Here is an 18,086-nt window from a genome sequence, read left to right as displayed (position 1 = left end):
GCCTCGGAGGCCCGACGCGGCCCGCATCGAACCCGAAACGCGAAAACGCGTTGAAAGGCAGGACGTTGATGGGAGGTCCACGATGCCCAGGCCATCGGACGAGCAGAAGAAGACCGTGGAGCGCGTCATGCACGAGTTCAAGCAGGGCGAGCTAGAGCAACCCGGTGGGCGCAAGGTGAAGAACCCCAAGCAGGCGATCGCCATCGCCCTGCACGAGGCCGGCGAGAGCAACCGCGAAAGCCCCGCCAGGAACCGCGCCGCCCTGCGCCGGACCAAGGCGAAGGAGAAGCGCGGCGAGACCGCGCTCGCCGGGAAGGAAGGCAAGGCCGCGCAGGACCGGACGATGGCGAAGGCGACCGGCGCGTCCCCTCGGGGCAGGGCCTCGACCGCCAAGAGCGCCAACACGAGCGCCGCCAAGACAGCCCCCGCCGACGGTGGACAGACCAAGGCGGACCTCTACGCCGAGGCGCGCAAACGCGACGTACCGGGCCGGTCGCGCATGAGCAAGCGACAGCTGGAGCGCGCGCTGAAGGCCTGAGGCGCGTGGTTCCATCAAAAACCGGCTGCGATGTAAGTAGCCCGCTGCGGGGCTCCACAATCCTCGCCAGCACTCTGGCGAGCGTCTGCTGAACGGTTCCGTTTGTGCTTGGCGTGCGTCATAGCAACACGCAGCCAGGCCGCATGGCTAAGCTTGCTCTTTGCGTGATGGACTGCCCACGAGCGCCAGTTTCGCCTGTTTAGACGTCTGTAGTCTCACGGACGCGTGAAGGCTCGCCGCAATCCGGCCACATCCGACCTTCAAGGACGGTTAACAACGAGTTGTCGCCCCCGTGGCGACGGCGCACGTGGAGAAATCATGCTGAAAACGCAAGCCGTCCAGCAGGCCGAGCGTCATCCGGCGCCTTCACGGGACGCGGTATCGGGCATTCATCACGCCGATAACGCAGAATCCCGCCAGGTGTTCCCGGAAAGCCACAAAGTCCGTTCCGGGGTGGCCGCCAAGGCCATGCGGTGGTGCTTCGCCATCGTCGCCGGGACCGTCCTGTCGGGCATCGTGCCTGCCGTCGCGACGGCGCCGTCCATGACCTTCGTCCCCGCCCGCGAGTTCGATCGGGACCGGCTGCCGGCGATCGCGCTGGCCATCGCCCACAGCGTTCCCGGGTTCGCGGAGCGCACCATCCAGGGCCGCCTGTTCTCGCTGCCCGGCGAGGCCGATACGGATGTCGACGCCGACGGCCAGCCCAAGGCCGCCGGCATCATGCAGCCCGATCCCGACGAGAAGCTGCGCTTCGGTTCGCTCGGCATCCCGCGCAAGATGGTGATGACGATGCTGCGCGCGGCCGAGCAGGCCGAGGTGGACCCGGTCTACCTCATGGCGCTCGCCGACAAGGAGTCGAGCTTCCGCCCCGAGGTGAAGGCCTCCACCTCCTCGGCGCAGGGCCTGTTCCAGTTCATCGAGTCGACCTGGCTGGAGATCGTGCACGACTACGGGTCGCGCCATGGCCTGGCCTGGGAGGCCTCGCTGATCGACACCTCGGGCGAGAAGCCGATGGTGAAGTCCCCGTCGGACCGCGAGCGCATCCTCGACCTGCGCCGCGATCCCTACATCGCCGCCGTGATGGCGAGCGAGCTGATGAAGCGCGACCGCGCCCAGGTGGCGTTCCGCATCGGCCGCGACCTGAAGCCGGCCGAACTCTATCTGACGCACTTCCTCGGCCCGCAGGACGCCGCCACGCTGCTGGAGCTGCAGCGCTCCAAGCCGGAGAAGGCCGCCTCGAAGGAATTCCCCTCGGCGGCGCGGGCCAACAAGTCGATCTTTTTCGCCAGCAAGGGTCGGCGCCTCAAGCCGCTCAGCGTCGGCGAGGTCTATGGCCGCATCGAAGACATGATCGCGGTTCGTCTGGAGCGCTACACCAGCGTGGGAAGCTTCAGCGCCCCCGTTTACGCGTCCGCCGCCGACGTCCGGACCGACGACTGAGGACGGACAGCCTCGGCGCGGTCGCGCCTCGCATGCGATTGCAGACGAACCTGGGCGCAGCGTGAGCGTTGGGGGAGGGTGAGCACAACAGCACCGCCTTCCGCCATCCGATCCACGCTTCTCGCCGCGGCGGCTTTGGCCGTGCTCGGCCTGAGCGCGGCGCACGCCGCCTCGACCGCGGCGCAGTCCCCGCCCGGTCCGACCGGCGAAGGCGGCGCGCCGCTGCCGCCCGACAGGCCCGCCGAGTTCGGGGCGCAGCCCCAGGCGAAGCCAGGGCCAGCCTCCCAGCCCGGCGCAGCCCCCGACGGCAAGGCCGGCGATCAGGCCGTCGCCGCCCCGCTGCCCCCCGAACGCCCGCGCGATCTGGAGACCCTTCCGCCCCCGGTGCAGAACCGGCCCGTGGCGAAGGAGGACGAGACGCCGCCCGGGCCCGACGACGAAGGCTGCGCGGACCGGCTCGCCCGGCTGGGCGTCGTCGCCAAGCCCCTCCCGCCGATCGAGAACGGGGCCTGCGGCGCGCCGCGGCCTTACGAGGTCAGCGGCCTTCCGGACGGCGTGACGCTGGCGCCGCCCGTCACCCTCACATGTCCGGCCGCCGAAGCGCTCGGCACGTGGTCGCGCGACGTGGTCAGCGCCGCGGCCGATCGCGAACTCAACGCCCCGGCCAAGCGCATCGCCATCGGCACGTCCTATGAGTGCCGCTCCCAGAACCATCAGGCCGGCGCCAAGCTGAGCGAGCACGCTTTCGCCAACGGCGTCGACGTGTCGGGCTTCGAGTTCGAGAAGCGGGCCAGCGTCACGGTCGGCCATGCCGGGCCGGACACCCCGGAGGGGCGCTTCGCGGCTGCGGTTCGCACTGGCGCATGCCGCTATTTCACCACCGTGCTGGGGCCCGGCGCCAACGCCGAGCACGCCGACCATCTGCATCTCGACCTGCGGGCCCGCAACCGCGGCTATCGCATCTGCGAATAGCGAGGCCGCGACCCGCCGCCGTTGCGGCGGCCGGGAACGCAAGCGCTGCCATGGCATTGATGAAGGACGACGCCAGCGGGGCCGGGGATGAAAACGATGAACAAGATTGTCTGGGCGCTCTTGCTGAGCGGCGCGGCGGGCGCCGCGCTCACCGGAGCGGCGGAGGCGAAAGCCGCCAGGTCCGCTCCCGTGAAGCTCGACCTCGATACGATCAACGCGGCCGCCATGCCGCCGGAGGCGCCCGCGCCCAAGCCGGACGACGCCCACAAGAAGCCGGCGAAGGTCGTTCCCGGATATCTCAAGGCCCAGGTCCTCCTGGACCGGCAGCGTTTCTCGCCGGGCGCCATCGACGGCAAGGACGGCGAGAACTTCCGCAAGGCGCTCGGCGCTTTCCAACAGGCCCGCAACCTGCCCGTCACCGGCAATCTCGACCAGGCCACCTGGGACGCCCTCAACGCCGATCAGAAGCCGGCCATGACGCGCTACGAGATCAAGCCGGCGGACCTCAAGGGTCCCTTCGTCAAGAAGATCCCGGCCCAGCTGGAGAAGCAGGCTGAGCTGGACAAGCTCGGCTACAAGACGCCGCGCGAGATGTTCGCCGAGAAATTCCATGTCGACGAGGACTTCCTGGGGCGGCTCAACCCGAAGGAATCCTTCAAGAAGGCGGGCGACGAGATCCTCGTCCCCGACGTCGAGCGCCCTCGCTCGGACGCCAAGGTGGGCCGCGTCGAGATCGACAAGGAGGCCCGGCTGCTGCGCGCCTTCGACCAGGGCGGCGCGCTGATGGCCGCATACCCGGCGTCGATCGGCAGCGAGGACAAGCCGGCGCCGTCCGGCTCCTTCAAGATCACCGCCGTGGCGAAGAACCCGGTCTATCACTACGACCCGAAATTCGCGTTCAAGGGCGTGAAGACCAAGGAGAAGTTCACGGTCGCGGCGGGGCCCAACAACCCGGTCGGGGCGGTGTGGATCGACCTGTCGGAGCCGACCTACGGCATCCACGGCACCCCGGAGCCGAGCCGCATCGGCCGCAGCTTCTCGCATGGCTGCGTTCGCCTGACCAATTGGGACGCGCTGGACCTCGCCGGGATGGTGAAAAAGGGCGTGGACGTCGTGTTCGACGACACGAGCCCGGCCAATGTGACGACCGGCGCGATCGCCGCCGCGCCGCCGGCCGACCCCAAGCCTGCGCCCGAGCCCGCCGCGAAGGCCCCGGCCAAGAAGGCCGCCAAGTAGCGGATAGGAAGGCCGGAGCTGGCGTGATCGCCCAGGCCTGACTATGGTCCCCCGCGATTCAGCGGGGGCTCATGTCGCAGGCGGGCGAAGACACGGCGATCCATCCGGCCCGCATCATCCGGGCCCGGGTGGCGGCCGTCCTGGCGGCGGACGGGGAGGGGTTTGAGACCCGCCCCGTCGATCAGGTCACGGTCGACTTCGAAGGCGTCGTGCTCGACGGATTGCGGGGCGAACGGCACCGCGGATTGGCGCGTCCGGCCGACGCCCGGGTTCCGTGGTTCCCGCGCGGGACGCCGATCCGCAATTCCCGTCATCTCTCGCTGGTCAGCCAGGACGAACTCGCCATCGTGGCGTCGGAACTCGGCCTTGCGGCGATCGAGCCCTCGTGGCTGGGCGCCAACCTCGTCATCGAGGGCGTTCCAGCGCTGTCCATGCTGCCGCGCGGCTCGCGGCTGATATTTCCGCAGGCTGCGACGCTGGCGGTGGAGGACCAGAACGCGCCCTGCCGCAAGTCGGGCCACGCCGTCGCGAAGGCCGGCGGAGGCGACGCCCGCACGCCCTTCGCCTTCGTACAGGCCGCCCGTCGGCGGCGCGGCCTGGTGGCCTGGGTGGAGCGTCCCGGCCTCATCCGCGCCGGGGACGCGGTGGAGGTCCGCATCCCCGAGCAATGGATCTACGCCTAGACCATGCTGTGTTTTGATGGAAACACAGCATGGTCTAGGTTTCTTGATTGTCGCATGCTTCGTTCGAAAAGCCGGATTCCACCTTTTCGCAGCATGCTTTAGCGGTCAGAAGATCGCCTCGCCCGCCATCATGGCCAGGGCCAGCAGCACGACGAAGATCACCAGCGCGACCACGAACAGGATCTTGGCGAGCCTGCCGGCCGCGGAGGACAGGCCCGTGAAGCCCAGCGCGCCCGCGATGATCGAGATCACCAGGAAAATGAGGGCCCATTTCAGCATCGTGCGTCTCCCGAAGGGGTCTTTCGCGACCGGTGAGGATGTCCCGGCGCTAACCGCGAGCGATGCAGGAAGGTTCCTGCCCGGCCAAGGCCGCCGAGCATCGCCCGGCCGTGGCGCAAAGCGGCTTGCATCGGGGCGCGTCCATCTCATATGAGCTTCGAAAAACGGGAATCTGACCCGCCGTTTCGAGCCGCGGCGAGTCGTCACTATCGCAGGACGCGCCATGGCGAAGGAAGAACTGATGGAGTTTGAGGGTCTCGTCACCGAGATCCTTCCGGACGCCCGATTTCGGGTCCAACTCGACGGCGGCCACGAGATCGTGGCCTACACGGCCGGCAAGATGAAGAAGCACCGGATCAAGACGCTGACCGGCGACCGGGTGACGGTGGAGATGTCGCCCTACGATCTGGAGAAGGGGCGGCTGATCTTCCGCCACAAGGACGAGCGGTCCGGACCTCCGGGCGTCCGGCCGCCGGCGCGGGGCCAGTTCCGGCGCCGCTGACGCCGGCTGAAGCCGACCGCATCGCAGGGCAGACATGCCCTGTCGCTTTTGGCGGCGCCGAGGCTGGAAAGGCGCCCGGGATCGTGGCATTGGGGCCAGTCCGGCCTCTCGCCCCCCGCCCGGAGCCGTCGCCCGATGCCAAACGCCGTCGCCCCGACATCCCGTTTTCCGCTGCCGCCCGAGCGGCTCGTGCCGCTGATCGTCGCGACGGCGCTGTTCATGGAAAACCTGGATTCGACGGTTCTAGCCACCTCGCTGCCGGCGATCGCGACGGATCTCGGGGCCAACCCGATCCATCTCAAGCTCGCGCTGACCTCCTACCTGCTGGCGCTGGCGATCTTCATCCCGGCGTCGGGCTGGCTCGCCGACCGGTTCGGGGCGCGGGTGATCTTCCGCCTCGCCATGGTGGTGTTCGCCGCGGGCTCCGTCGCATGCGGTTTCTCCACCGACATCGGCACGCTGGTGGCCGCGAGGGTCATCCAGGGCATGGGCGGCGCCATGATGGTGCCGGTGGGCCGGCTGGTCGTGCTGCGCACGATCGATCGCTCCCAGATCGTCGACGCGCTCGCCTGGCTGACCATCCCGGCGCTGCTCGGGCCGATTCTGGGGCCGCCGGTCGGCGGCTTCATCACGACTTATTTCAACTGGCGCTGGATCTTCTGGATCAACATTCCGATCGCGGCGCTGGGCGTCGTGCTGGCGACCATCCACATCCCCGACATCCGCGAGGATGCGCGCACGAAGTTCGACACGCTGGGATTCCTGCTGGTCGGGCCGGGCCTCGCCGCCTTCCTGACCGGCGCGACCCTGGCGGGGCTGGACCTCCTGCCGAGTTCGGCGGTGGCGGGCCTCGTGGCGGGCGGCGCGCTGCTGCTGGCGCTCTATGTGCGCCATGCGCTCAGGGCCGAATCGCCCATCATCGACCTGCGGCTCCTGTCGCTTCCGACCTTCCGGGCGAGCCTGACCGGCGGGTTCCTGTTTCGGGTGGGCGTGGGGGCGACGCCGTTCCTGCTGCCGCTGCTGCTCCAGGCGGGCTTCGGCTATGACGCGTTCCGCTCGGGCCTCACCACCTTCGCGGCCGGCGTCGGTTCGCTGGTGATGAAGATCGTGGCGTCGCCCATCCTGCGCCGCTTCGGCTTTCGCCGCGTGCTGGTGGTCAACGCCGTGCTGTCCTCGGTGCTGGTCGCCGCGCCGGCGGGCTTCGGAGCGTCCACGCCGGTCCTGCTGATGCTGGCCGTGCTGGTGACCGGCGGGTTCCTGCGCTCGCTGCAGTTCACGTCCATCAACGCGGTCGCCTACGCCGACATGCCGGCCTCCAAGCTGTCGCGGGCGACGACCTTCGCGGCGGTGCTGCAGGAGCTCTCGGGCTCCATCGGGGTCTCGATCGCGGCCCTGGGGCTGGAGGCCGTCAGCCGCGTGGCGGGCGGCGACGTGCTCTCGCCCAGCCATTTCGCGTGGGTGTTCGGCCTGATCGGGCTGATCTCCATGTCGTCGGCGGTGATCTTCTGGCGCTCGCTGCCGCTCGGCGCCGGCGCGTCGCTCGTGGCGAGGCCGGTCAGCGGCGGCGCGCCGCTCGCCGCCAAGATGGGACCGGCCGACAAGCCCTGATGCCTCGCCGGAATTCGGCTAGGATGCGGCTTCGCCCCTGCGAGATGATTCCGACCTCAGCCGAGACCGATGGCCTCCATTCCGATCAACTCGCACATCACGCTGGACGAGAGCGAGGTCCAGGAGACCTTCGTGCGCGCGTCCGGGCCGGGAGGCCAGAACGTCAACAAGGTCGAAACGGCGGTGCAGCTGCGCTTCGACGTGGCGGGCTCGCCGTCGCTGCCGGAGCCCGTCCGGGCCCGGCTGTCCCGGCTGGCCGGGAGCAGGTTGACCAATGACGGGATCCTGATCATCAGCGCCCAGCGCTTCCGGACGCAGGAGCGAAACCGGCAGGACGCGCTGGATCGCCTGGTCGAACTGGTCAGGCGGGCCGCCGTGGCCCCGAAAGTGCGCCGTCCGACCCGTCCGACGCTGGCCTCCAAGACGCGGCGCCTCGATTCCAAGTCGAAACGGGCCGGGGTCAAGAAAATGCGGACAGGGCGGCCGTCCGAAGACTAGGGTCTGCAACTCCCACGTTTAATACAACAAGATACAATTATCGCGATAGATGAACAAAAGTTGATTTGGACCCGCGCGATTCAGCGTCTCGCAATACTTCCCTGCCATGTTGTTCGCCTGTTGAAGGAACGAGAACAATGATTGGCAATCCCCGTTTCCCGGACATTCTGGTGCTTGTCGCTGATTCCAGCGAGTTCACGCGGCGCATCGTTCGGGACACGTTGCGCATCTCCGGCGTGAAGCGGTTCTTGGATGCGTCCGACGGATCCAACGCGATCAAGACGACGCTGCGGTCCAATCCCGATCTGCTGATCGTCTCGGACGAGCTCCCGCATGTGGGGGGCATCGACGTCGCCCGCGCCTTGCGGCGGGTGCCGAACTTCCAGTCGCCCGTGCTGCTGATGACGGCGCAGCCGTCGCCCGAACTCATCGACAACGCGCTCGACGTCGGCATCCGCGACATCGTCTCCAAGCCGCTGACCCACAGCGCCATCTGGAGCCGGGTGGAGTCGATCATCAAATCCGGTCGGATCAACCTGTCGCGCAGCGAAGAGCCGCTGATGAAAGAGCTCACGCGCCGGCGCTGACCCATCGCTCGTCGTGATGAGGTCGATTTGACGCCAGAAAACGACTGCGGTCGCTCTCTGCGTCTCCGTGCTCCTTGTGATGAAGCCTGTGCCGTTGCTAAGCTCGATTCCAAGTGGATTGAGAGGTGCCGACGGTGTCGCCGGTCGAAGATGGAGGAGCCGCAGCGTTCGCAGAGACAGATCCGGGTTCCGCAGCGGCGAGCGCCAGCTTGCGGCAGCCCCCTGTCGCCGTGGGCCGATCGACCGTCGGACCGTCCGTCCTCATCGGCGGCGCGCCGATCGCGAACCCGTATTCCGGGCCGGGCCGATCCGCCCCGGGTTATGCGGGCCACGGCCGCGCCCGTGACCACCGGACCTATGCGGCGCTGGACCTCGGCACCAACAATTGCCGCCTCCTGGTGGCGCGGCCCTCCGGCGACGGGTTCCGGGTCGTGGACGCCTTCTCGCGCATCGTCCGGCTCGGCGAGGGGCTCGGCGGCTCCAGCCGCCTGCGCGAGACCGCGATCGACCGGACCATCGACGCGCTCCATGTGTGCCGGACCAAGATGGAGGCGCGCGGCGTCACGCGCGCCCGCCTGATCGCCACGGAGGCGTGCCGGGCGGCCGAGAACGGCGCCGAATTCATCGCCCGTGTGCGCGAGGAGACCTTCCTCGACCTGGAGGTCGTCGACCGCGAGACGGAGGCGCATCTCGCCGTCGCCGGATGCGCCGCGCTGGCGGATCCGCACGCCGAGGGCGCCATGCTGTTCGACATCGGCGGCGGCTCCTCCGAACTCGCCTGGCTGAGCGGTTCGGCCCGGGACAGGCGAAGCCTGCGCCAGCGGGTCAAGGCCTGGACGTCCCTGCCGGTCGGAGTGGTCACCTTGGCCGAGCGGCATGGCGGCATCGTCGTGGACCGGCCGGGCTTCGAGGCGATGGTCGCCGAAGTGAAGGGCCTCATGGCGGGGTTCGCGGCGGAGCTTGCGACCGCGCGCCGCTGCGACCGGTTCCATCTTCTGGGGACCTCGGGCACGGTCACCACCATCGCGGGCGTGCATCTCGGCCTGAAGCGCTATGACCGGCGGCAGGTGGACGGCGTCTGGATGCAGGACGACGACGTCTCGGCCGTCATCGAGCAGTTGCTCGGCATGTCGTTCGAGGATAGGGCTGCCAACCCGTGCATCGGCAACGAGCGCGCCGACCTCGTTCTCGCCGGCTGCGCCATTCTCGAAGCGATCCGCCGGACTTTTCCGTCCCGGCGGCTGCGCATCGCCGATCGCGGCTTGCGCGAAGGAATTTTGATGCAGTTGATGGATGAGGACGGCGTGTGGGGACCTGGCCGGAGGCCGAACTCGTGAGCGCCCCGGGTTCCGGATCGGGCCGCGAGGGCGGCCGGTCGCTGAAGCAGAGGGTCAAAACCGCCAAGAAGCGCACCGTTTCGCAGACGCGGTGGCTGGAGCGGCAGCTAAACGATCCCTATGTGGCGCAGGCCAAGCGCGAGGGCTACCGCTCCCGCGCCGCCTACAAGCTCATCGAGATGGACGAGAAGTTCCACCTGCTGAAGCCGGGCCAGAAGGTCGTCGACCTCGGCGCCGCGCCCGGCGGCTGGTCGCAGATCGCGGCCCGCAAGGTGGGCTCCGTGGGGGGCAAGGGGAGGGTGATCGGCATCGACCTCCTCGACATCGATCCCATCCCGGGCGTCGAGTTCACCGTGATGGACTTCCTCGACGCGGACGCACCCGAGCGCCTGAAGGCGATGCTGGGCGGCCCGGCCGACGTGGTCATGTCCGACATGGCCGCCAACGCCACCGGCCACAAGAAGACCGACCATCTGAAGATCGTGGCGCTGGCCGAGCTCGCCATCGAGTTCGCCCGCGAGATCCTGGCCCCCGGCGGCGCCTTCGTGGCGAAGGTCCTGCAGGGCGGGACCGAGAGCACGCTCCTGGCGAACCTGAAGCGCGACTTCACCACTGTGCGGCACGTGAAGCCCGCGGCGAGCCGCGCCGGCTCGGCCGAGCTCTATGTGCTGGCCACCGGCTTTCGCGGCCGGGCCGCGGGACTGGATCGCGACGAGCGCGTCCGCGGCTTCGACGAGACGCCGGAGGACACCGGGTGGAACCCCGGGGCGCCGAGGCCGCCGGAGGCCAAGGCCTAGCGGAGGGCGCGCGGTCCTCCGCAGGCCTGTCATGCCTCTGCTGCGCTGCAAAATCCTTTCGACTCTCGCCGGGGCGTGCTAACTGCACGCGCCAACTCGTTCAGAAGCGCCGGGCCCCTTCCCGCAGCGCTATTTTCGTATATCCGATGGGGCAGAGGAGTTGGCCATGGCGATCATCCGCGAAGCGCTCACATTCGATGACGTGCTCCTGCAGCCCGGGCACTCCGAAGTCATGCCCGGCGAGGTGGACGTCTCCACCCGCCTGACCCGCACGATCCGCCTTTCGCTGCCCATCATCTCCTCCGCCATGGACACTGTGAGCGAGGCCCCCATGGCCATCGCCATGGCGCAGGCGGGCGGGCTGGGCGTCCTGCACCGCAATTTCGATCCCGACGCGCAGGCCGCCGAGGTGCGCAAGGTCAAGAAGTTCGAGAGCGGCATGGTGGTGAACCCCGTCACCATCCATCCGGACGAGACGCTCTCCGACGCGCTCGACCTGATGCGCCGCCACACCATCTCCGGCATCCCGGTCGTGGAGCGCGGCCCGGCCGGCAAGCCCGGCATGCTGGTCGGCATCCTGACCAACCGCGACGTGCGCTTCGCCACCAGCCCCGAGCAGCCCGTTTCCGAGCTGATGACCAAGGACCGGCTCATCACCGTGCGCGAGGGCGTGGGCCAGGACGAGGCCAAGCGGCTGCTGCATCAGTTCCGCATCGAGAAGCTGCTGGTGGTGGACGACCACTATCGCTGCATCGGTCTGATCACCGTCAAGGACATGGAGAAGCAGGTCACCCACCCCAATGCGTCCAAGGACGAGGCGGGGCGCCTGCGGGTGGCGGCGGCCACCACGGTCGGCGAAACGGGCTTCCTGCGCGCCGAGATGCTCATCGACGCAGGCTGCGACGTCATCGTGGTCGATACGGCGCACGGCCATTCCCAGCGCGTGCTGGAGTCGGTGACCCGGATCAAGAAGCTGTCGAACTCCGTGCAGGTGATGGCCGGAAACGTCGCCACCGCCGACGGGACGCGCGCCCTGATCGACGCCGGCGCGGACGCCGTGAAGATCGGCATCGGGCCGGGCTCCATCTGCACCACCCGCATCGTGGCCGGCGTCGGCGTGCCGCAGCTCACCGCCATCATGGACGCCTGCGAGGTCGGCCTGAAGGCGGACATCCCGATCATCGCCGACGGCGGCATCAAGTTCTCCGGCGACCTCGCCAAGGCGCTCGCCGCCGGGGCCGAATGCGCCATGGTGGGCTCGCTGCTGGCCGGCACGGATGAAAGCCCCGGTGAGGTGTTCCTCTACCAGGGCCGGTCCTACAAAGCCTACCGGGGCATGGGTTCGGTGGGCGCCATGGCGCGCGGCTCCGCCGACCGCTACTTCCAGCAGGACATCAAGGACGCCCTGAAGCTCGTGCCCGAGGGCATCGAGGGCCAGGTGGCCTATAAGGGGCCTGTCGGCGGCGTGCTGCACCAGCTCGCCGGCGGTCTGCGCGCCGCCATGGGCTATGTGGGAGCGGCGACCCTCGCCCAGTTGCGCGAGCGGGCCCAGTTCGTGCGCATCACCTCGGCGGGGCTGCGCGAGAGCCACGTCCACGACGTGACGATCACCCGCGAGAGCCCGAACTACCCGGGCAGGGCCTGAGCTCATGGCGCTGGTCTATCCGGTCCTCGCCCAGATCCTCCTCACCTTCGTGATGCTGTTCGCCACCGGCGGCGCCCGGTTCAAGGCCCTCAAGAGCAAGCGCGTGCGGATGTCGCAGATCGCGGTTTCGTCCGAGGCCTGGCCGGAGGACGTGCGCAAGTTCAGCAACAACTACGCCAACCAGTTCGAGACGCCGGTGCTCTTCTATGCGCTGGCGGGCGTCGCCATCTTCATCCGGGCGACCGATATCCTGATGGTGACGCTGGCGTGGCTGTTCGTGGTGACGCGCGTGCTCCACGCCGTCGTGCACACGGGCGGCAACGACGTGCCGACCCGCTTTCGCATCTTCCTGGCCGGCGTCGCCGTGCTGATCATCATGTGGGCGTTAATCGTCCTGAGGCTGCTGTTTCCATGACCCGGTTCGTTCCATGACCCCCGCCGCACGCCTCTCCGCCGCCATCGAAGTCCTGGCCGATATCGACGCCCGCCGACGGCCGGCCGGCGACGCCCTGAAGGACTGGGGCCTCTCGCACCGCTTCGCCGGCTCGGGCGACCGCTCCGCCATCGGCAGCCTCGTCTATGACGCCCTGCGCCGGAAGGCCTCGTCCGCCTGGCTCATGGAAGCGGAGACGCCGCGCGCCGTGCTGCTGGGCGCGCTGAAGCTGTCGCGCGGCTGGGACGCCGAGCGGATCGCGGCGCTGTGCTCGGGCGACCGCTTCGCCCCCGAGCCGCTAACCGACCATGAGCGCGCCGCGCTCGAGACGCGGACGCTGGAGGGCGCGCCCGCCTGGGTGGCGGGCGACTATCCGGAATGGCTGGACCGGCCGCTGGCCGACGCCTTCGGGGAGAACCGCGCCGCCGAGATGGCGGCCCTGGCCGCCCGCGCGCCCGTCGACATGCGGGTCAACACGCTCAAGGTCGACCGCGAGAAGGCGTTGGCCGAGCTGGCCCATTTCGGGGCCGAGCCGACGCCGCTGTCGCCGATCGGGCTGCGCATCACGCTGGGGGAGGACGCGCGCGCCCCCGCCGTGCAGGCCGAGCCCGCCTTCCAGAAGGGCTGGATCGAGATCCAGGACGAAGGCTCGCAGCTCGCCGCCCTGATGGCGGCCGCCGACCCCGGCATGCAGGTCGTCGACCTGTGCGCCGGCGGAGGCGGCAAGACGCTGGCGCTGGCGGCGCAGATGGACAATCGCGGGCAGATCTTCGCGACCGACAGCGACAAGCGGCGCCTCGCGCCCATTTTCGACCGGCTCACCCGGGCGGGCGCGCGCAACGTCCAGGTCAAGGCCCAGAAGGGTCGCGACGACCTGGAGCCGCTCTCCGACGTGCGCGGCCACGCCGACCTCGTGATGGTCGACGCGCCCTGCACGGGCGTGGGCACCTGGCGCCGCAACCCGGACGCCAAGTGGCGCGTGCGCCCCACCAGCCTGGAGACGCGCATCGCCGAACAGGCCGCCGTGCTCGACCGCGCCGCCACGATGGTGAAGCCAGGCGGGCGCATCGCCTATGTGACCTGTTCGGTGCTGCCGGCCGAGAATGACGGCGCGGTGGAGACCTTCCTGGCCCGCAGCGGACGTTTCGAGGCCCTCGATCCCGCGGGCGCGGCGGCCGACGCCGGCCTCACGCCTCTGGCCGACTTCGTCAGCGCCGGCGGCCACGGCGTGCAGATGAGCCCGCTGCGCACCGGCACGGACGGATTCTACGTCTCCCTGCTGCGACGCCGCGACTGACCGCCCTCATCCGAAAGCCCCGAACCGACCCGAGCGCCATGACCCAAGCCCCAGCATCCGGACCCCTCGCCACCGAGAATCAGCACGACAAGATTCTCATCGTGGACTTCGGCAGCCAGGTGACCCAGCTCATCGCGCGCCGGGTCCGGGAGGAGGGGGTCTATTCGGAGATCGTGCCCTTCCAGTCGGCCGAGGAGGCCTTCCGGCGCATGAAGCCGAGGGCCGTGATCCTGTCGGGCGGGCCTGAATCGGTGCATGAGGAAGGCAGCCCGCGCGCGCCGCAGGCGATCTTCGACAGCGGCGTGCCGGTGCTGGGGATCTGCTATGGCCAGATGGCCATGGCGGCGCAGCTCGGCGGCGAGGTCGAGGGCGGCCATCACCGCGAGTTTGGCCGCGCCGAAGTGGAGGTGCTGGACGAGGCGCCGCTGTTCCAGGACGTCTGGCGCAAGGGCGAGCGCTACCCGGTCTGGATGAGCCATGGCGACCGCATCACGCGCCTGCCGCCGGGCTTCACCCGCTTCGGCGTTTCGCCGAACGCGCCCTATGCGGTGATCGGCGACGCCGCGCGGGGCTATTACGGCCTGATGTTCCACCCGGAAGTGATCCACACCCCGCACGGGGCGGCGCTGATCCGCAATTTCGTGCGGCGGATCGCCGGCTGTGACGGCGACTGGTCCATGAAGGCGTTCCGCGAGGAGGCCATCGCCCGCATCCGCGCCCAGGTCGGGAAGGGCCGGGTGATCTGCGGCCTGTCGGGCGGCGTCGATTCCGCCGTCGCCGCGGTGCTGATCCACGAGGCGATCGGCGACCAGCTGACCTGCGTGTTCGTCGACCACGGCCTGCTGCGCCTCGCCGAGGCCGAGAAGGTCGTCGCCCTGTTCCGCGACAGCTACAACATCCCGCTGGTGCATGTGGACGCCGAGGAGGCGTTTCTGGGCGCGCTCGCCGGGGTCACCGACCCGGAGGCCAAGCGCAAGACCATCGGGCGCCTCTTCATCGAGACGTTCGAGGCCGAGGCCAAGACGATCGGCGGGGCGGACTTCCTGGCCCAGGGCACGCTCTATCCCGACGTCATCGAGAGCGTCTCCTTCACGGGCGGCCCGTCCGTCACCATCAAGTCGCACCACAATGTGGGCGGCCTGCCCGAGCGCATGAACATGAAGCTGGTGGAGCCGCTGCGCGAGCTCTTCAAGGACGAGGTCCGGGCGCTCGGCCGCGAACTCGGCCTGCCGGAGGGCTTCGTCGGCCGGCATCCGTTCCCGGGGCCGGGCCTCGCCATCCGCATCCCGGGCGAGGTCACGAAGGACAAGTGCGACATCCTGCGGCTCGCTGACGAGATCTACCTGGAGGAGATCCGCCGGGCCGGCCTCTATGACGACATCTGGCAGGCCTTCGCGGTCCTGTTGCCGGTGCGCACGGTGGGCGTGATGGGCGACGGGCGCACCTATGACAGCGTCTGCGCGCTGCGCGCCGTGACCTCCGTCGACGGCATGACGGCGGACTTCTACCCCTTCGACATGACCTTCCTGGGCCGCGCCGCGACCCGCATCATCAACGAAGTCCGCGGCATCAACCGCGTCGTCTACGACGTGACCTCAAAGCCGCCCGGCACGATCGAGTGGGAGTGATCCGCTCGGGCTCGGCCTTGCGCGCCCGGGTTCCAGCCTGAGCGTTACGGCGCGGGCGTTGGACATCGGTCTCCGTGGGCCGATTCGCCATCCCGGCGGTGAGCGCAGGCGTCAAACCGCCGCCATGGCGGTTCGCGCGTCGCGGTCGAGCAGGCGCAGCCGGTCGAAGATGCGGCGCTTGGCGGCGTGGAGCTCCCGGATCGGGCCGGCGCTGGGCGACACCGTGCTGGCGATGCGGGACATGGCCGGCATGGCGCTGGCCAGGCTGGGGTAGCGGCCGGCCGCGACGGCGGCCAGCATGGCCGAGCCGAGCAGCACCGGCTCCGCCGTCGTCGGCACCGCGACCGGCAGTCCGGTGGCGTCGGCGATGATCTGCCGCACGAGGGCCGAGCGGGCGCCGCCGCCGCTGGCCACGATCGTGTCGGCCTGGCCTCCCCGGGCCGAAAGCGCCTCCACGACCTCGGCTGCGGCGTAGCCGAGACCGCATAGGGCCGCCAGATAGAGGCGCGCGAGGCTGTCGCGGTCGGCGTTGAGATCGAGCCCGAGCACGGCTCCGCGCACGTCCGGGTCGGCGTAAGGCGAGCGGTTGCCCAGGAAGTCGGGCAGGACGTGGACGTCCCGCGCCAGCGCGCAAGCCTCGGCCGGCGATGCGAAGCGCGACAGGATCTCGGCTTCCAGCAGGGCCAGCACGTCGGCGCCGGCGGCCTTCGCGGCCTCCGCGAGCGCCGGAAAGGCCGGGTGCTGGCGCACCAGATGGTCGATGGCGGCGCCCGCCGCCGACTGCCCGCCCTCGTTGAGCCAGAACTCCGGCAGCAGCGCCGAACGGTATGGCCCCCAGATGCCGGGCACGAACTGCGCCTCCACCGTGGAGGACATGATGCAGGCCGAAGTGCCGATGATGTAGGCGAGCCGGCGCACCGCCGAGGGCGCGTTCCCATCCGGGTCAAGGCTGCCGACGGTGCCGAGCGCCCCCGCATGGGCGTCGATCAGCGAGGCGGCGACGGCCGTTCCAGGCAGAAGCCCCAGCATCTCGGCCGCCTCGGCGGTCAGTCCCGCTCCCAGCGGCGCGCCGGGCGGCGCGATCCGCTCGCCGATCCGCCGGAACCCTTCGTCGGCGATCTCCTCCAGCCCGACCGCCCGGAAAAAGGCCGGGTCCCACCGGTCGGCATGGGCGAGGTAGGTCCATTTGCAGGTCACCGTGCAGGACGATCGCGCGGCGTCGCCGGTCGCCTTCCAGGTGAGGAAGTCCGACAGGTCGAAGAAGTGGCCGGCGCGCGCGAACGTCTCGGGCAAGTGGCGCTTCAGCCAGAGCAGCTTCGGCGTCTGCATCTCGGGCGAGATGGCGCCGCCGACATAGTCCAGCACCGCGTGGCCGCCGGCGTTGATGGCCGCCGTCTCGGCTACAGCGCGGTGGTCCATCCACACGATGACGTTGCGGCGCGGGTCGCCATGCCGGCCGACCGGCAAGGGCGCGCCGCCCTCGGCCACGACAGCTATGGAGCAGGTCGCGTCGAAGGCCAGCCCGCCGATCTCGGTCGCCGTCGCCCCGGCCTCCGCCATCGCGCCGTGCACCGCCACGCAGCAGGCGCGCCAGATGTCGTCGGAGGATTGCTCGACGAAATCGCCCGGATCGCGCCAGATCTGGATCGCCTCCCGGCCGACGCCGAGAAGCGCGCCCGCGGCGTCGAACACGCCCGCCCGGGCGCTGCCCGTCCCGACGTCCACCCCGATGAAGAGCGAGCGGGCGGGCCGCATCCGCGTGGCGTCGGCTGGCGTCAACGGATCGGCCATGGCGTCCTCCCGGCGCGCGCCTCGAACGGGCGCGTCACCAGCAGGTATAGCCGCCATCCGCCACCACAATCGAGCCCGTCATGAGGCTCGACGCGTCGGAGGCGAGGAAGTGGACCACGGAGGCGATCTCGTCCGGCTGGCCGACCCGCCCCATCGGCGTCATCTCGAGCCAGACCTTGTACATGTCCGGATTCTCCTTGATGCCGAAGGAGGTCAGCGGCGTTTTGATATAGGTCGGCGCGACGGCGTTGACGCGCACGCCCCGCGCGCCCCATTCAGCCGCGAGCGAGCGCGTGAGGTGATGCACGGCCGCCTTGGAGGCGTTGTAGAAGCTCTGCGGCTGCGGCTTGTTGACGATGAAGCCCGACATCGAGCCGATGTTCACGATCGCGCCCGAGCCCTGCTCCAGCATGCGCCGCCCGAAGGCGCGGCAGCACCAGAACAGCCCGTCCACATTGACGTCCATGTGGTGACGCCAGTGGCTGTCGCTGGTGTCCTCGGCGCGCACGTCGCTCACCGCCACGCCGGCGTTGTTGACCAGGATGTCGACCCTGCCGAACCGGGCGACCACGTCCGCGGCAGCGGCGTCCACGGCGGCCGACTGGGTGACGTCGAGCGCCAGCCCATGCGCGGCGATGCCGAGGCCTGCGAGCTCGGCCACGCAGGCGTCGACGCGCTCCTGCCGCATGTCGGCCACCACCACGGTCGCGCCCGCTTCGCCGAGCGCCCGCGCGCAGGCCGCCCCGATGCCCTGGCCGGCCCCGGTGACGACCGCGACGCGGCCGTCGAGCTTCAGTTTTTCGAGATACATGATG

The 18,086-nt window shown here is 69.8% G+C and carries 18 protein-coding genes; 15 read left to right on the top strand and 3 right to left on the bottom strand.

The features are described 5' to 3' along the window. Positions 1 to 82: 82 nt before the first annotated feature. The 5 genes from ABEG18_RS11565 (at position 83) to ABEG18_RS11545 (ending at position 4,869) form a co-directional block, all read left to right on the top strand. Entirely contained in the window at positions 83 to 538 is a 456-nt protein-coding gene (locus ABEG18_RS11565) for a DUF6496 domain-containing protein (protein WP_406858206.1), read from the top strand. A 318-nt stretch (positions 539 to 856) separates the two neighbouring features. Continuing rightward, positions 857 to 1,978 carry a transglycosylase SLT domain-containing protein gene (locus ABEG18_RS11560; RefSeq protein WP_406858205.1) on the top strand — a complete coding sequence of 374 codons (1,122 nt, stop codon included), beginning with the start codon at positions 857 to 859 and terminating at the stop codon, positions 1,976 to 1,978. Between the two features lie 78 nt (positions 1,979 to 2,056). Beyond that, positions 2,057 to 2,950, top strand: a complete 894-nt coding sequence (locus ABEG18_RS11555) for an extensin family protein (RefSeq protein WP_406858204.1) — start codon at positions 2,057 to 2,059, stop codon at positions 2,948 to 2,950. 96 nt (positions 2,951 to 3,046) lie between these two features. Then, positions 3,047 to 4,186 (top strand): L,D-transpeptidase, encoded by a 1,140-nt coding sequence (locus ABEG18_RS11550; RefSeq protein WP_406858203.1) that lies wholly within the window; start codon positions 3,047 to 3,049, stop codon positions 4,184 to 4,186. 71 nt (positions 4,187 to 4,257) lie between these two features. Then, positions 4,258 to 4,869 (top strand): MOSC domain-containing protein, encoded by a 612-nt coding sequence (locus ABEG18_RS11545; RefSeq protein ID WP_406858202.1) that lies wholly within the window; start codon positions 4,258 to 4,260, stop codon positions 4,867 to 4,869. Between the two features lie 105 nt (positions 4,870 to 4,974). On the opposite strand, the gene ABEG18_RS11540 is transcribed toward ABEG18_RS11545, so the two are convergent. Next, on the bottom strand, positions 4,975 to 5,148 hold the full coding sequence (locus tag ABEG18_RS11540; protein ID WP_406858201.1) for a DUF1328 domain-containing protein: 174 nt from the start codon (positions 5,146 to 5,148) through the stop codon (positions 4,975 to 4,977). A gap of 223 nt (positions 5,149 to 5,371) precedes the next feature. On the opposite strand from ABEG18_RS11540, the gene infA reads away from it, so the two are divergent. The 10 genes from infA to guaA all read left to right on the top strand — a co-directional run bounded on the left by infA (position 5,372) and on the right by guaA (position 15,480). Then, positions 5,372 to 5,650: a translation initiation factor IF-1 gene (gene infA / locus ABEG18_RS11535; protein ID WP_406858200.1), complete on the top strand. Its 279-nt coding sequence runs from the start codon at positions 5,372 to 5,374 to the stop codon at positions 5,648 to 5,650. Between the two features lie 135 nt (positions 5,651 to 5,785). Then, positions 5,786 to 7,258, top strand: coding sequence for a DHA2 family efflux MFS transporter permease subunit (locus tag ABEG18_RS11530; RefSeq protein WP_406858199.1), 1,473 nt, complete (start codon positions 5,786 to 5,788; stop codon positions 7,256 to 7,258). 69 nt (positions 7,259 to 7,327) lie between these two features. Continuing rightward, the gene (gene arfB, locus ABEG18_RS11525) at positions 7,328 to 7,756 is read left to right on the top strand and encodes an alternative ribosome rescue aminoacyl-tRNA hydrolase ArfB (RefSeq protein WP_406858198.1); all 429 of its coding nucleotides are present in this window, start codon (positions 7,328 to 7,330) and stop codon (positions 7,754 to 7,756) included. 170 nt (positions 7,757 to 7,926) lie between these two features. Further along, the gene (locus ABEG18_RS11520) at positions 7,927 to 8,343 is read left to right on the top strand and encodes a PleD family two-component system response regulator (protein ID WP_406858197.1); all 417 of its coding nucleotides are present in this window, start codon (positions 7,927 to 7,929) and stop codon (positions 8,341 to 8,343) included. A 209-nt stretch (positions 8,344 to 8,552) separates the two neighbouring features. Next, positions 8,553 to 9,680 (top strand): Ppx/GppA phosphatase family protein, encoded by a 1,128-nt coding sequence (locus ABEG18_RS11515; protein ID WP_406858196.1) that lies wholly within the window; start codon positions 8,553 to 8,555, stop codon positions 9,678 to 9,680. Beyond that, on the top strand, positions 9,677 to 10,477 hold the full coding sequence (locus tag ABEG18_RS11510; protein WP_406858195.1) for an RlmE family RNA methyltransferase: 801 nt from the start codon (positions 9,677 to 9,679) through the stop codon (positions 10,475 to 10,477). Before ABEG18_RS11515 ends, ABEG18_RS11510 begins: the two co-directional genes overlap by 4 nt. 166 nt (positions 10,478 to 10,643) lie before the next feature. After that, entirely contained in the window at positions 10,644 to 12,122 is a 1,479-nt protein-coding gene (gene guaB, locus ABEG18_RS11505; RefSeq protein WP_406858194.1) for an IMP dehydrogenase, read from the top strand. Between the two features lie 4 nt (positions 12,123 to 12,126). Beyond that, positions 12,127 to 12,537 carry an MAPEG family protein gene (locus ABEG18_RS11500; protein ID WP_406858193.1) on the top strand — a complete coding sequence of 137 codons (411 nt, stop codon included), beginning with the start codon at positions 12,127 to 12,129 and terminating at the stop codon, positions 12,535 to 12,537. 13 nt (positions 12,538 to 12,550) lie between these two features. Further along, the gene (locus ABEG18_RS11495; RefSeq protein WP_406858192.1) at positions 12,551 to 13,852 is read left to right on the top strand and encodes an RsmB/NOP family class I SAM-dependent RNA methyltransferase; all 1,302 of its coding nucleotides are present in this window, start codon (positions 12,551 to 12,553) and stop codon (positions 13,850 to 13,852) included. Between the two features lie 38 nt (positions 13,853 to 13,890). Further along, positions 13,891 to 15,480 carry a glutamine-hydrolyzing GMP synthase gene (guaA, locus tag ABEG18_RS11490; protein WP_406858191.1) on the top strand — a complete coding sequence of 530 codons (1,590 nt, stop codon included), beginning with the start codon at positions 13,891 to 13,893 and terminating at the stop codon, positions 15,478 to 15,480. Between the two features lie 111 nt (positions 15,481 to 15,591). On the opposite strand, the gene ABEG18_RS11485 is transcribed toward guaA, so the two are convergent. Further along, on the bottom strand, positions 15,592 to 17,271 hold the full coding sequence (locus tag ABEG18_RS11485) for an FGGY-family carbohydrate kinase (RefSeq protein WP_406858190.1): 1,680 nt from the start codon (positions 17,269 to 17,271) through the stop codon (positions 15,592 to 15,594). A gap of 34 nt (positions 17,272 to 17,305) precedes the next feature. After that, positions 17,306 to 18,082, bottom strand: coding sequence for an SDR family NAD(P)-dependent oxidoreductase (locus tag ABEG18_RS11480; RefSeq protein ID WP_406858189.1), 777 nt, complete (start codon positions 18,080 to 18,082; stop codon positions 17,306 to 17,308). Positions 18,083 to 18,086 lie beyond the last annotated feature (4 nt).

The sequence above is a fragment of the Alsobacter sp. KACC 23698 genome (assembly GCF_045348435.1).
In the GTDB taxonomy this organism is placed as follows: domain Bacteria; phylum Pseudomonadota; class Alphaproteobacteria; order Rhizobiales; family Beijerinckiaceae; genus Alsobacter.
Note: the sequence above shows the minus strand (reverse complement) of the source record. Positions and strands in the feature narration are given on the sequence as shown.